This is a genomic window from Lactiplantibacillus pingfangensis, assembly GCF_005404945.1.
In the GTDB taxonomy this organism is placed as follows: domain Bacteria; phylum Bacillota; class Bacilli; order Lactobacillales; family Lactobacillaceae; genus Lactiplantibacillus; species Lactiplantibacillus pingfangensis.
The window spans coordinates 1-12,628 of record NZ_BJDG01000041.1 but is presented as its reverse complement, the minus strand read 5'-3'; the positions used below and the strand labels follow the sequence as shown (position 1 = coordinate 12,628).

Here is a 12,628-nt window from a genome sequence, read left to right as displayed (position 1 = left end):
ATACCGGAATCATGCCCTCAAGAAAATTGCTTAACAATTTTAATTATTTGATTGTCTACTTGACACGGAGCCGCGCCCCATGACCTTTTTTTGTGTCGATTCTTTACAGAAAATACACAGAGACTTTTCCGTAACTTTATATCATCGAGTTATAGCCAGTGCTACTATTGGCTTGTACCACGTTAAGCAGCCTTTATATCACATTTCAGACGGGAAGTCGCATGATGATGAAACGTTCGACATTATATTTTATGCTCACAATTTCATTACTAATCTTCACCGGTTGGCATACTGCCACGACTCACCAATCAAAACAAGCTAGTCGAACTGTTAAAACGACTTGGCAGAAAAACTATACTAGTGCCTCATTTTGGTGGGGAACTCGCTACTACTTCACTAGCAATCAAGCGGTGGTACAAATGCAAGCTGAACATGCCAATAATGCCCTCGCATGGGGGGCAGTTGGCGCCATCGGTGGTGCGATTTCCGGGGGAGTCACTTTTATCGCCGGTGAAGCGACCGCCATCTATTTTACCAAGCAAGCCAATGATCTGTCATACTACAATGCCCGCCACCGCCATCACCGAATTTATATGGACGTTACGGCTGCCGGGGTCTACTCACTACATGTCCTAACTTAAACAATCATAGAAAAGAGGACTTGCATGACCAATCAAATTTCAACCATCATTTTGGTACTCCTAGCAGGGCAACTCTATGGTTTAAGCAAACGAAGCCCACAATCCCAATCAATTAAAGCAATCGCTAAATATGGCTGGTTGATCATCTTAGGCTGTTTTATCGCGATCATTAGCCAACAAGTTCAACACCCACTGGGCGTGCTTGATGTTTTATCATTCCTGATTATGCTACTAGTAGGCCTTTCAATCGCAAATGCCTGGCGAAAGAATCCTCACACGTAGCAACCATTAGTTTCTGACTTTTGCTCTATTCTGACAATACACGTCAAAGTTTTCCACAGTGGATAACTTTGACACGATAACTAGTTATCCCCAAGCATGGCATGACTAATAATATAAAATTCTTCTTGGCTCGGCTGATGTCGTTTAGTCAGTGGCGCTAACGTCGCATCGTACTTTTGCGCGGCCGCTTCACTAACTGCCATAACTGGACTGTCATAATACCGCCAATGTTGACCACCCAGACCACCAACTTTTAATTCTTTAACCATCATCGCCGCTGGATACTGTCCATTCGGCAAACTGACCTTAAACTTCTGAAAACCGCGACCCACATAATTCATAGGACTACCGAAAATAACAATGGTCTCATACCCGAGCTGCCGAGCCTGCTTAAACGAATATTCCAATAACTGTTTGCCATACCCTTTGCGTTGAAAGGCCGGTGCAATGCTTAACGGACCGAACGTTAAAATTCCTTTTTCATCCCCGGCATCATTGACTAACTTGGCCTTGGTATACATCACATTGCCAATGATTTTCCCATCCAATGTTAAGACATCATCTAGCTCAGGAATGAAATCCGGATGTTGCCGCATCGTGTGCACTAAATAATGTTCCACACAGCCAGGTTCATAAAGGTTATAAAAAGCAGCGCGTGTCATATCTTCCACCGTCTGATAGTCGGCGGGTGTTTCGTGTCGAATATTTAGCATGAACTTTACCCCTCTGATTTTGATTTGGTCATCCACTTCTAAAAAGACTCAACCTCATCCTATCAGATAACTCCGACCAAACTCGTTATTTTGTTCAAATCAGATTACAAAAAAAGCCAACCGACAATTGTCGATTGACTGCTTGATTTCAAATTGTTTATTTGAGACCGTATTTCTTGTTGAAACGATCGACCGCACCATCGGCCTTGGTGAACTTTTGCTTACCAGTGTAGAATGGATGTGAGTCTGAAGTAACTTCAACCCGGATTAATGGGTAAGTGTTACCATCTTCCCATTCAACGGTTTCAGCAGAAGTAGCTGTTGAACCAGAGATGAACTTGAAACCAGTTGTTGAATCTTGGAAAACAACTTGGTGGTAATCTGGATGGATTCCTTTTTGCATAATATTACGCTCCTTTGCCCTGAATCATTTGCTGAAACAGAGATTATCATTTGTTTTAAATCAACCTTTGTATTCTATCATATCGCCCGATTGTCCGTCAAGCGTGTCCAAACTAACGACGTGATTTGGATCGCATGGCCGTGCCGCCGCCAATTTTTAAACTTCCTAAGTCGTTTAAGAAATCGGTATTGGTTTTGGACCGCTTCAACAATTGCAACATTTGTTCCGTATAGGCCAATGAGTTGCCGCCCATAGAACGCCGAATTTGCCAAATGGGTTCCAATGCCGGCTTTCTCAACAGTAACTCTTCTTTTCGGGTGCTTGATTGCTTTAAATCTAAAGCTGGAAAGACGCGACGTTCCGCCAATTCACGGGATAATTGTAATTCAGAATTCCCAGTTCCTTTAAATTCTTCGTAAATCATATCGTCCATTCGGCTACCCGTATCAACCAACGCCGTCCCTAAAATCGTCAGACTACCGCCTTCTTCAATATTTCGCGCAGAACCAAAAAAACGCTTAGGCTTGTAAAAAGCTGTCGGGTCAAGCCCACCGGATAATGTTCGACCACTAGATGGCATCGTTAAGTTGTAAGCCCGTGTCAATCGCGTAATTGAATCCAACAAAATAATGACATCTTGCTTATCTTCAACTAAACGCCGCGCACGTTCCAACACTAATTCGGCGACCCGCACATGATTTTGAGGTTGCTGATCAAAGGTTGAGCTCACCACTTCACCCTTAATTGAGCGTTCCAAATCTGTGACTTCTTCCGGTCGTTCATCAATGAGTAACATAATTAACTTTGCGCTGGGATAATTTGTCATAATGCCATTGGCAATATTTTTAAGTAGCGTTGTTTTACCGGCCTTTGGTGGCGCGACGATTAAGCCCCGTTGCCCAAAACCAATCGGCACAAAAGTATCAATCAACCGCGTCGATAACGTTTGTGGCGTCGTCGACAATTTGATTTGCCGGTTAGGATAAAGTGGCGTCAAGGCTGGAAAATGTGGCCGTTGCCGGGCCTCATTAGGGTCCTTGCCATTAACAGTCCCCACGCGCATCAAGCCATAATAACGTTCATTTGGCTTCGGTGGGCGTGCTTGTCCAGCCACATAATCACCATTTCGTAACCCAAACCGATGGATCTGGGACTGTGAAATATAAATATCTTCCTGTGACGGGCCATAATTAATTGGACGCAAAAAGCCGTAGCCTTCTTGACCAATTATTTCGAGGACGCCCTCCATTTGGACAAAACCGCGTTTCTTATCTTGTTCCCGTAAAACTGCCAACGACAGTTCTTTTTTATTCATTTGTGAATAATACTGAATTTTGTAATCACGGGCATAAGTATAAATTTCCTTGAGGGTTTTTTCCTCAAGATCGTGCATTGTTAAAATCTTTTCCATTATCACTGCTCTTTCTCAGCTTGTGATTGGCTGGTCTATGGGCGCACTCGTCATTAAGTTCGCCACTTCAATTTGACTTATTTTTTAGTTAATAACTGTTTTTTTGCAAAGTACTTCCTAGAGCTTTTCAGTACGCTATTAAATTAAAGGCTGTAATATTCGCCTTTACACGCGTTCTTGTTCATCCGCAGCGATTTCCACGTCTGCGCCGAGCGTATGCAACTTGTCCACGACACGATCATAACCACGTAAAATGTTATCGGCACGTGAAATTTCAGTCGTCCCACTAGCTGCTAAACCAGCAATCATTAAGGCTGCACCCGAACGGATTTCACCGGCTTCAACGTGCGCGCCTTGCAAATGAGCTGAATGCCCGACGACGATTAAGTTATCTTGCACATGAATATCTGCGCCCATTTTGTGCAATTGGGCCACATGTTGGGTTCGTTGTGGATAGATGGTATCAATCACGACACTATTACCATTCGCATGTAGCAATAATGGCGTTATCGGCTGTTGCAAGTCGGTTGCAAAACCAGGATAAGTCATCGTTTTGACACGCACGGGACTCAATTCACCAACGCGTGGCACGTAAATGCTATCCTCGTTGATTTGTAAATCGACACCCATTTCGAGCATCTTCGCCGTGAATGACTCCATATGTTCTGGAATCACATTTTTCAATAAGACGCCATCGCCAATTGCGGCGGCCAATGACAAATAAGTTCCCGTTTCAATCCGATCTGGAATAATCGTATGGGTTGCGCGGGAACGCAAGGACGCCACCCCTTCAATCCGAATGACATCGGTCCCGGCGCCACGAATCTTCGCGCCCATATTGTTCAAGAAAGTTGCTAAATCAATAATTTCTGGTTCTTTGGCTGCATTTTCAATCGTTGTCGTCCCGTGTGCTTTGACGGCAGCTAAGATAATGTTAATGGTTGCGCCAACCGAAACCACATCTAAAAAGATGCGGGCACCGTGAAGGCCTTCCGTACCAGTTGAAATAAAAACAGAATCATTTTTTTCGACAACGTTGGCACCTAAGGCTTTAAAGCCCTTGATATGTTGGTCGATTGGACGAGGACCAATATTGTCCCCACCCGGGAAGGTTACCGTTGCGCGGTTAAAACGCCCGAGTAACGCTCCCATAAAGTAATAAGATGCACGCAGGCTTTTAATTGCGTGACTTGGTAATTCGGATTCAATAATTTGAGTTGGATCAATCGTTAATACATCATTTTCAAAAGTGGAATGAACATTCATTGATTCCAAAATAATTTTTAAATTGTGAACGTCTAAGATGTGCGGAACCGTATCGAATCGGACCGGAGTGTCTGCTAGAATCGCAGCAGGAATCAGTGCGACGGTACTATTTTTTGCGCCACCGATCGTTAATTCCCCAGAAAGTCTTTTTCCGCCATGGATAATCATTTTTTTCATAACATAACTTTCCTCGCTAAATAAGTGTCACACTGTACAATACAATCATTAACCATAATAAAGAATGTCATGCAAAAAAACAACCAATATCAGGAAACTGTAATCTTTTCGAACCAGAAAATCGTCAACTCATCTAATTTAATCGCTTTCATTAACAAACTGCAACTTTTTGATATTATTCTGAGCAAAAAAAGTACCCAAGCAAACTTCGCTTGAGCACTTCAAATTACTAATCTTAATTATTTTGCTTTGCCAGTTGCATTGGCGGCGTCGATGAAAGCTTTGAACAAGCCTTCAGGACGATTTGGCCGTGACAAGAATTCTGGATGGTACTGGCAACCAACGAAGAAACGTTTCGTTGGCAATTCGATGATTTCAACAAGGCGATTGTCAGGCGAAGTTCCTGAGAACACTAACCCTTTGGCCTTCATCGCTTCACGATATTCATTATTGAATTCATAACGATGACGATGACGTTCCATGACAACTTCTTCGTTGCCATAAGCTGCGGCCGCAACCGTTCCTGGCTTCAGCTTGCAAGGATAGGCACCTAAACGTTGCGTGCCACCCATGTCTTCCACATCTTCTTGATCCGCCATCAAATCAATAATATTATCTGGCGTGTCAGGATCAATTTCAGCGGAGTTGGCATCTTTCAAGTTCAAGACATCGCGAGCAAATTCAACACTTGCCATTTGCATGCCTAAGCAAATGCCTAAGAAAGGCACATCGTTTTCACGGGCATATTTGATTGCTTCAATCTTGCCTTCAATCCCACGATCACCGAAACCGCCGGGAACTAAAATCCCATCAGCGTCACCTAAAAGTTCTTGGGCATTATCGGCGGTCACATCTTCCGCAGAAATCTTATTTAACTCAATTTCGGCATCATCGGTATAGCCGGCATGCTTCAAGGCTTCAGTCACCGAGATGTAAGCATCTTGTAACGCCACATACTTTCCAACCAGGGCGATCTTGATCGTCCGTGATAAATGTTGCACGTGATGTTCAAGATCTTCCCAGTCGCTCATATCAGCCTCTGGTGCTTTGATGCCAAAATGGTTCAAAACGATTGAATCCATGTTTTGCTTTTGAACATTCAATGGAATTGAATAAATCGTCTTAACATCTAAGGATTCAATGACGGCTTCTGGTTCAACGTCACAGAATGACGCAATCTTGTTCCGCATTTCCCGGGTAATTGGCTTTTCAGTCCGAACGACTAACATGTTCGGTTGAATGCCGTAACTCCGCAATTCCTTCACAGAATGTTGCGTTGGCTTGGTCTTCATTTCGCCAGCGGCCTTCAAATATGGAATCAAGGTCGTATGAATGTAGAAGACGTTATCGGAACCAAGGTCACTCTTCATCTGACGCAAGGCTTCGATAAATGGCAAGGATTCAATATCCCCAACGGTCCCACCGATTTCGGTAATCACAATGTCGGAATCCGTTGTGGTACCGGCACGCATGATCTTTTCCTTAATCGCGTTCGTAATATGAGGAATCACTTGTACAGTTGCCCCAAGATAGTCACCCCGACGTTCCTTTTGCAGAACTTCTGAATAAATCTTACCGGTTGTAACATTTGAATATTTATTCAAATTAATGTCGATGAACCGTTCGTAATGTCCGAGGTCCAAGTCTGTTTCGGTCCCATCATCGGTGACAAAAACTTCACCATGTTGGTAAGGACTCATCGTACCAGGATCAACGTTGATATATGGATCAAACTTCTGAATGGTGACCTTTAAGCCACGGTTTTTCAGTAATCTCCCTAATGATGCTGCGACAATACCTTTACCAATCGACGACACAACGCCACCAGTTACAAAAATATATTTGGTCATGTGATAACTCCTTAAAGATTTATTTCGTGGGGAGGCTATAAATAAAGAAAACTCCCTATTCAGTGAATAGGGAGCTTGATTTCGTTCGTTTGTCTCTGGCATTACTACCAGAGAGCCCAATAAAGATAATACAAGTCCAATAGACATTCGTCAAGTTAAATCCTTAACGCTAACTACTTGCTACTGTCTTCATCATCATCGTCATCGTAGTCATCATCATCGTCGTCATTTAATTCAGACAGTTGACCTTCGATGCCGTCTGGCAAAGTTTCATCGGCGGCGTCATCATCCGTATCATCGACACCTGATAATTCATCATACTTGCTGCTGCTTTCTGAATCGTCATCATCGTCGTCATCGGAATTGTTGTCGTCATCGTCTTCATAATTATCGTCGTCTTCGGGATCATCATCATCGTAATCAATGACATCATCGTCATCGCCGGCGTCAGCTAAGAAAGCATTAACCTTCTTACGCTTTTTACGCTTAGGCCGATCTTCATCATCCTCATCGTCAGTATGAATAACGGCTTCGTCAATGGATTCAAATGGGTACCATGCACGCAGGCCCCACATATTGTCACCGAGCGAAATGAAACTACCATCGATATTTAAATCGGTATAAAATTGTGATAAACGCTCCCGAATTTCTTCGTCGCTTTTACCTAAATAAGTCTGTACAGCGTTGGTAATGTCGGCAAAAGCCATGACATCACCGTGTTGCGCTAAGATTGCATGCGCAACCTCGATTAAAGATAATTCGGACTTCTTCTGTCCATCAAATTGTTTTAGTTCCAAACTGGTGCACGTCCTTTCCACAGTTTACAGTACATCTTACCAAATTAAGCCGTGAATTGCAATCGTAACTTGTATTGACCAATTAGCTGTTCCCCAGCATATAATTCGTAGTCAATATTGACCGCACCTGAAAATGGCCGTTCCCGTAACCGGACTTGCAACAGTGGTGTGACGGTCTCAACTGGCAAGATTCCCATCGGTGTTTGGTAACGCGCTTGTACCCGTTTACCGTTAGCAAAATGCAACCGTAGCCGATTTTGGGCACTGCGTGTTAAGACGACATCCCCATTTGAAGCGAGTTTGATCGTGACTGGAATCGGTTCTGCCGTCTCTTCACTCACTTCTTTATATCTCAAATAAAAAGCATCGCCCATCTGCACGAGTTGACCATCAACGTCCAGCGCATAGTTAGCGGTGTCGCCATCTTGGGTTGCCTGCGTTTCCAAATGAATGGCAACTGGCACACCCGTTGTTAAATCATCCATATTTTTGGTCCTCCTAATTAGTCCATCGTTACACAGGTTAGTGATACCATTGCCGCTGACCGGTAGACGGCAACAAAAAACAAGTCCCATCTTTGACCTGTGTTATCTCGTCATTAATTATAAGCCATCTGATTAAAAATGCCTAAAAATCAACCTAAACCAGCAATTAAGCTGTGACAGCAAACGATTTCGGGTATAATTAATGATTGAAACCGATATTATGAGGTGATCAAATTTTGATGCAAGCACCGATTGCAACCTTAACGCAACATTACCAACCCGAAGAAATGCTCGACAGTTTTGCTTACATGAATGCTTTATTGTGGCTAACTAGCGAGCTCAAACAACCAATCGTCCACTATTGGCAACTGCCACAGACCGTGATCTTAGGCTTGCTCGACCAACGCTTGCCACAACTTGACGCCGGGCTAACCGGCTTGAAACAAGCGGGCTATCAAACCATGCTGCGTAATTCCGGTGGCTTGGCGGTGGTCGCTGACTTGGGCGTTTTAAACGTGTCACTATTTGTCCCGGCGCGTCGCAGTGACTATTCAATCACCGAAGCTTATCAATTGATGACTGATTATGTCCAAGCAGCGTGGCCGAGTTTGGAAATTGCGACCGGCGAAATTAGCCAATCTTATTGCCCGGGTGATTATGATTTAAGTATCGGTGGGCAAAAAATCGCCGGAATGTCGCAACGCCGGACTGAATCTGCGCTCGTTATCATGCTGTATATTAGTATTAATGGTAACCAAAATCAGCGCAGTCAACTCATCCGTCAGTTTTATCACACGAGTTTAGCGGGTAAAACTGATGACCGCTTTCCACAAGTGGACCCGGCAGTGATGACGACCGTGGCTGAAAAGTTAGGCAAAATCATTACCGTCCCCCAGGCGATTGACCGTTTTAACACGGTGCTGGCACAGCATGGGACAGTCGACCAACAACAACTACCAAAATTAATCGAAGAACCTGAATTTCAAGCACACTTAGCTCACGCCTATCGTCAAATGCAACGCCGACAGACGCGCCTAAATTAACGGATTGAACGGAGGAATTTATTTGTCATACCGTAATCAACTTTTACCCATGGAAAAGGTCTTTCGTGACCCGGTCCACGACTATGTTTACATCCAACATCAAATCATTTTAGACTTAATTAACACTTCTGAATTTCAACGGTTACGCCGGATTAAACAACTTGGAACAACTTCACTGACCTTTCATGGCGCTGAACAGTCACGCTTTGGTCACTGTCTAGGTGTTTATGAAGTGACTCGTCGGATTTGTGATAATTTTGAACGCAACTATCCAACTAAGACGCCAGGCGATGGCGGTTGGGATGACCACGAACGCATTGTGGCCCTTTGTGCGGCCTTGTTGCACGATATTGGTCACGGCCCGTACTCACACACATTTGAACACATTTTCCATACCGACCATGAAGCCTTAACCGTGCAAATTCTGACTTCGCCAGAAACCGAAGTTAACCAAGTACTCCGCCGCGTTTCACCGGAGTTCCCAGGTCAGGTGGCTACCGTTATTCAGAAAACTTATCCGAACCCACAAGTCGTTCAAATGATTTCTAGTCAGATTGACGCTGACCGCATGGACTATTTACTCCGTGACTCTTATTTCACAGGCACTAACTATGGTAATTTTGATTTAACCCGAATTTTGCGCGTGATGAAGCCTTATGCTGGCGGAATCACCTTCGCGATGGAAGGCATGCACGCGGTTGAGGATTACATTGTTAGCCGTTTTCAAATGTACATGCAAGTTTATTTCCATCCCGTTTCACGGTCAATGGAAGTCATCTTGGATCACCTATTAGAGCGTGCCAATGACCTTTATCAGAATCATGATGTGGATGCCGAAGCGACCCCACACATGCTATTACCATTTTTCAATAACGACTTTACCTTGAAGGATTACTTGCGCCTAGATGACGGCGTTTTAAACACGTACTTCAATCATTGGCGTGATAGTCAAGATAAGATTCTCGCCGATTTATCAACGCGATTCTTAGATCGCCGACCATTGAAATCAGCTCGGATCGATGACCAAACTAAAGCGCTTGTCCCTGAGTTACAAAAATTGATTGAACGGGCCGGTTTTAATAGTCATTATTATACGGCGATTAACGATAGCTATGATTTGCCATATGATGCTTATGATCCAAAAATGAAAAAGCCACGGACACAAATTGAACTGATGCAAGAAGATGGCTCGTTAGTCGAGCTCTCAACCGTCAGCGACCTCGTTCGCGCCATCACTGGCAAAGTTTCCGGCGATCAACGCTTCTTCTTCCCAAAGGAAATGCTTAGTGGCAGCCCCGAAGTTGATTTATTTGACCCAATTTATCAGGATTTTCAACAACATATTCAAAATGACCGTTTAATTAGCTAATTTAATTTGGAGGAATTTAAATGTCAGTCAAGCTTATTGCCATCGACATGGATGGCACCTTACTCAACGAACATAGCGAACTAAACCCCGCTACCATTGAAGCTGTGCACGCCGCGCAAGCCCAAGGCATCAAAGTGGTCTTGTGTACCGGCCGGCCGCTCAATGGCGTGACCCCCTTTATCAAACAACTGGGGTTAAAAGGCGATGACGAATACGTGATTACGTTTAACGGTGCCATGGCACAGACCGTTGAAGGTAAAATTATGACGAGCCTCACGCTCACCCATAATGATTATATTGATATCGAAGCGCTCAGTCGTAAACTCGGTGTCCACTGTCATGTTGAGAGTGAAGACCATATTTACACGGCCAACGCCGATATTAGTCCTTACACGGTCGGTGAAAGTAGTCTCGTTCAAATGCCAATTCGTTACCGGAGCACTGATCAAATGCGCGCGGATTTGCCAATCGTTAAATGTATGTTCATTGATACGCCAGACGTACTTGGACCAGCAATTGAAAAAGTTCCAGCCGACTTTCACGACCGTTACTACATCGTCCAATCGGAACCCTTCTTCTTGGAATTAATGAATAAAGCAGCCAGCAAGGGCCGGACCTTAAAAGTTCTCGCGGAACAATTGCATCTCAGCGCTGATGAAGTCATGGCAATTGGTGATCAAGGCAACGATTTGAGCATGATCGAATATGCCACCAACAGTGTGGCGATGGGCAATGCGATTGACGACGTTAAAGCCGCCGCAAAGTACGAAACTAAAACTAATATTGAAGATGGCGTGGCACATGCCATCAAGACTTGGGCACTCGCTTAAACTAAATAAAAGGACCATCCTAATTTTGTCTGAAAAAGTCAAAATTAGGATGGTCCTTTTTTGGTTGGTTAGTAACGGATACGTCTTTTACCGCTATGTAATTGCAAGTAAAGGAGTCGGTTGAGTTGCTTGTTACTAAACAGTTAGTTAACAACACTAATTTTTGTACCAATATGTTGGCACAAAACAGTCGCACCTCAGAATTCCTTATTTTATATTTAATCGAATTAGACTTATCTTCTAATCACAGACATGGCAACCGCACTCGCTTCTATATTCTTTGGAGAAGCACGAAATCACTCGAATTTTTAAAAAGTAAAGCTTTGTCAAAGTGCTATTTTATGTTCTGATTATTAATGTCTGGATTATTTGCTTATTTAACAGTTCCAATTTTTCTCGGAACAAATTAGGTAGTCATGAAACACCCTATGGCAGTGAGCTAAATTTCAATGTTACTGATCTCTTTATTTGGTATTTAACTACCTCGTAAGGATTGGGGATGAAGCCAGTGATTTTGCAAAATTTCGGTATCTCAATATTTCTATTCATAGGATTACTGATGATTCTAATTGGCTTTAAGATTAATCAAACAAATGTGGACAGTTTTGTAAATACGATGTCGAACAACGACATTGGACCGTGGATTACATTATTACTTTTTATACTAAAAAAATTAAAAATAAAAAGTAGTGAGAAGATTGTCTTTGTGGTTGTCGGAAGTATTATGAGCTTGAGCTGTATGATCCTACTGTTTATCCTTAATAGCTAATAAACAGAATCTCAAAAGTTAAAAAATAATCATTATATTTCACTCAACCCAACCAGCGCTAAAAATTGCATATTGTTAATCAGGAATATTCACAAAATACTGGCGTGTACATAATTTCATGCCATTCCTAAATGCCTTCATACAAAATGTTACATTTCTCAGCTTTTGCTTTTTCTAATAGTGAAATTACCGAAGCCATTTGATCCAGTATTTGATGCCTGCTTAGCATCCGATAACGATGTTTATCGTTTTCATCGCAGTATTCACTAATCGGAACTTTACAAGGAGCCAATTTAAACAAATCTTGCCAAGCAGTGAATAACTGAAACAATTGTTCCAAATCCACACCACTGACCACAGAATAACTATCATATGGCAACCCTTTCTTCATTCCTTGGGTTGTCCAATACGAATTAAGCCACTGCAATGATGGCTGCATTAATTGAACTAAATCATCATCAATAGTTGCATACTCGTGTGTTTTATGAAAGCTATCAATTTCATCAAAGACAGCCATTGCGCTAGGCCCTGTCAAGTTGTCAGATGAAATAATATAAATTTACTGTTGTCTCTAAGCGACCTCATTTCGGTA

13 protein-coding genes are annotated in these 12,628 nt (G+C 43.0%); 5 read left to right on the top strand and 8 right to left on the bottom strand.

Translation table 11 applies throughout. The annotated features are described in order from the left end of the window. Positions 1–251 precede the first annotated feature (251 nt). The gene (locus tag FFM74_RS12970) at positions 252–641 is read left to right on the top strand and encodes a hypothetical protein (protein WP_137627053.1); all 390 of its coding nucleotides are present in this window, start codon (positions 252–254) and stop codon (positions 639–641) included. A 24-nt stretch (positions 642–665) separates the two neighbouring features. After that, entirely contained in the window at positions 666–923 is a 258-nt protein-coding gene (locus FFM74_RS12965; RefSeq protein WP_137627052.1) for a hypothetical protein, read from the top strand. An 80-nt stretch (positions 924–1,003) separates the two neighbouring features. On the opposite strand, the gene FFM74_RS12960 is transcribed toward FFM74_RS12965, so the two are convergent. The 7 genes from FFM74_RS12960 to FFM74_RS12930 all read right to left on the bottom strand — a co-directional run bounded on the left by FFM74_RS12960 (position 1,004) and on the right by FFM74_RS12930 (position 8,025). Next, on the bottom strand, positions 1,004–1,636 hold the full coding sequence (locus tag FFM74_RS12960; RefSeq protein WP_137627051.1) for a GNAT family N-acetyltransferase: 633 nt from the start codon (positions 1,634–1,636) through the stop codon (positions 1,004–1,006). A gap of 157 nt (positions 1,637–1,793) precedes the next feature. After that, entirely contained in the window at positions 1,794–2,039 is a 246-nt protein-coding gene (locus tag FFM74_RS12955) for a type B 50S ribosomal protein L31 (RefSeq protein WP_137616440.1), read from the bottom strand. Positions 2,040–2,151: 112 nt separating this feature from the next. Further along, positions 2,152–3,450, bottom strand: a complete 1,299-nt coding sequence (rho, locus tag FFM74_RS12950; RefSeq protein WP_137627050.1) for a transcription termination factor Rho — start codon at positions 3,448–3,450, stop codon at positions 2,152–2,154. A 165-nt stretch (positions 3,451–3,615) separates the two neighbouring features. Continuing rightward, positions 3,616–4,893 (bottom strand): UDP-N-acetylglucosamine 1-carboxyvinyltransferase, encoded by a 1,278-nt coding sequence (locus tag FFM74_RS12945; protein WP_137627049.1) that lies wholly within the window; start codon positions 4,891–4,893, stop codon positions 3,616–3,618. A gap of 239 nt (positions 4,894–5,132) precedes the next feature. Continuing rightward, a complete protein-coding gene (locus FFM74_RS12940; RefSeq protein WP_137627048.1) occupies positions 5,133–6,743 on the bottom strand; it encodes a CTP synthase in 1,611 nt (536 codons plus the stop codon). Between the two features lie 173 nt (positions 6,744–6,916). Beyond that, positions 6,917–7,540, bottom strand: a complete 624-nt coding sequence (rpoE, locus tag FFM74_RS12935; protein WP_137627047.1) for a DNA-directed RNA polymerase subunit delta — start codon at positions 7,538–7,540, stop codon at positions 6,917–6,919. A gap of 44 nt (positions 7,541–7,584) precedes the next feature. Next, positions 7,585–8,025 carry a YwiB family protein gene (locus FFM74_RS12930; RefSeq protein WP_137627046.1) on the bottom strand — a complete coding sequence of 147 codons (441 nt, stop codon included), beginning with the start codon at positions 8,023–8,025 and terminating at the stop codon, positions 7,585–7,587. Between the two features lie 239 nt (positions 8,026–8,264). On the opposite strand from FFM74_RS12930, the gene FFM74_RS12925 reads away from it, so the two are divergent. The 3 genes from FFM74_RS12925 to yidA are packed head-to-tail and all read left to right on the top strand — an operon-like array spanning position 8,265 to position 11,267. Continuing rightward, positions 8,265–9,068 (top strand): lipoate--protein ligase family protein, encoded by an 804-nt coding sequence (locus FFM74_RS12925; protein WP_137627045.1) that lies wholly within the window; start codon positions 8,265–8,267, stop codon positions 9,066–9,068. A 22-nt stretch (positions 9,069–9,090) separates the two neighbouring features. After that, positions 9,091–10,437 (top strand): HD domain-containing protein, encoded by a 1,347-nt coding sequence (locus FFM74_RS12920; protein WP_137627044.1) that lies wholly within the window; start codon positions 9,091–9,093, stop codon positions 10,435–10,437. A gap of 20 nt (positions 10,438–10,457) precedes the next feature. Then, the gene (gene yidA, locus FFM74_RS12915; protein WP_137627043.1) at positions 10,458–11,267 is read left to right on the top strand and encodes a sugar-phosphatase; all 810 of its coding nucleotides are present in this window, start codon (positions 10,458–10,460) and stop codon (positions 11,265–11,267) included. 896 nt (positions 11,268–12,163) lie between these two features. Here the strand turns inward: yidA and FFM74_RS12910 are convergent. After that, positions 12,164–12,553 (bottom strand): hypothetical protein, encoded by a 390-nt coding sequence (locus tag FFM74_RS12910; protein WP_137627042.1) that lies wholly within the window; start codon positions 12,551–12,553, stop codon positions 12,164–12,166. Between the last annotated feature and the right edge of the window lie 75 nt (positions 12,554–12,628).

Coding starts and splice junctions, on each gene's coding strand:
- FFM74_RS12970 (WP_137627053.1), top strand. CDS start 252: ATGCTCACAATTTCATTACTAATCTTCACCGGTTGGCATACTGCCACG.
- FFM74_RS12965 (WP_137627052.1), top strand. CDS start 666: ATGACCAATCAAATTTCAACCATCATTTTGGTACTCCTAGCAGGGCAA.
- FFM74_RS12960 (WP_137627051.1), bottom strand. CDS start 1,636: ATGCTAAATATTCGACACGAAACACCCGCCGACTATCAGACGGTGGAA.
- FFM74_RS12955 (WP_137616440.1), bottom strand. CDS start 2,039: ATGCAAAAAGGAATCCATCCAGATTACCACCAAGTTGTTTTCCAAGAT.
- rho (WP_137627050.1), bottom strand. CDS start 3,450: ATGGAAAAGATTTTAACAATGCACGATCTTGAGGAAAAAACCCTCAAG.
- FFM74_RS12945 (WP_137627049.1), bottom strand. CDS start 4,893: ATGAAAAAAATGATTATCCATGGCGGAAAAAGACTTTCTGGGGAATTA.
- FFM74_RS12940 (WP_137627048.1), bottom strand. CDS start 6,743: ATGACCAAATATATTTTTGTAACTGGTGGCGTTGTGTCGTCGATTGGT.
- FFM74_RS12930 (WP_137627046.1), bottom strand. CDS start 8,025: ATGGATGATTTAACAACGGGTGTGCCAGTTGCCATTCATTTGGAAACG.
- FFM74_RS12925 (WP_137627045.1), top strand. CDS start 8,265: ATGCAAGCACCGATTGCAACCTTAACGCAACATTACCAACCCGAAGAA.
- yidA (WP_137627043.1), top strand. CDS start 10,458: ATGTCAGTCAAGCTTATTGCCATCGACATGGATGGCACCTTACTCAAC.
- FFM74_RS12910 (WP_137627042.1), bottom strand. CDS start 12,553: ATGGCTGTCTTTGATGAAATTGATAGCTTTCATAAAACACACGAGTAT.